Source organism: Enterobacter cloacae complex sp. P16RS2 (assembly GCF_014982155.1).
GTDB lineage: Bacteria > Pseudomonadota > Gammaproteobacteria > Enterobacterales > Enterobacteriaceae > Enterobacter > Enterobacter cloacae_M.
On record NZ_JADCKW010000080.1, the window covers coordinates 1 to 338 of the forward strand.

The following is a 338-nucleotide window of genomic DNA, read 5'->3' on the forward strand; positions in this document are numbered from 1 at the left end:
CGTGCCGGTGCCGCTCAGGACCGGGCGCGGATCGTTGGTGGTTCCGCCATCGGGAACGGGGCCGGTGATCTGTGTAACGCTGTCGGTGACGGTCGGTGCCGCAGGCGTAGCCGGCGCTTCGGTATCAATGGTGATGGTTACCGGCTGCGACGGGGCGCTTTCGTTGCCCGTGCCGTCCACGTTGGTAACGGTCAGGGTAATGTCATAGGTGCCGCCAGGCAGCGGGGTTGATGGCGTCCAGGTCCAGTTGCCGGTGTTGTCCACGACGGCGTCGCCGATTTTGACGCCGTTGTTGTAGATCGTCACGGTATCGCCCGCCGTGCCGGTGCCGCTCAGGG

The 338-nt window shown here is 66.0% G+C and carries 1 protein-coding gene; it reads right to left on the bottom strand.

Annotated features, from left to right (window positions below; genetic code table 11):
* Positions 1-338 (bottom strand): Ig-like domain-containing protein (locus tag INF68_RS22940; protein ID WP_193525475.1); only part of this gene is annotated, 338 nt, incomplete at both ends.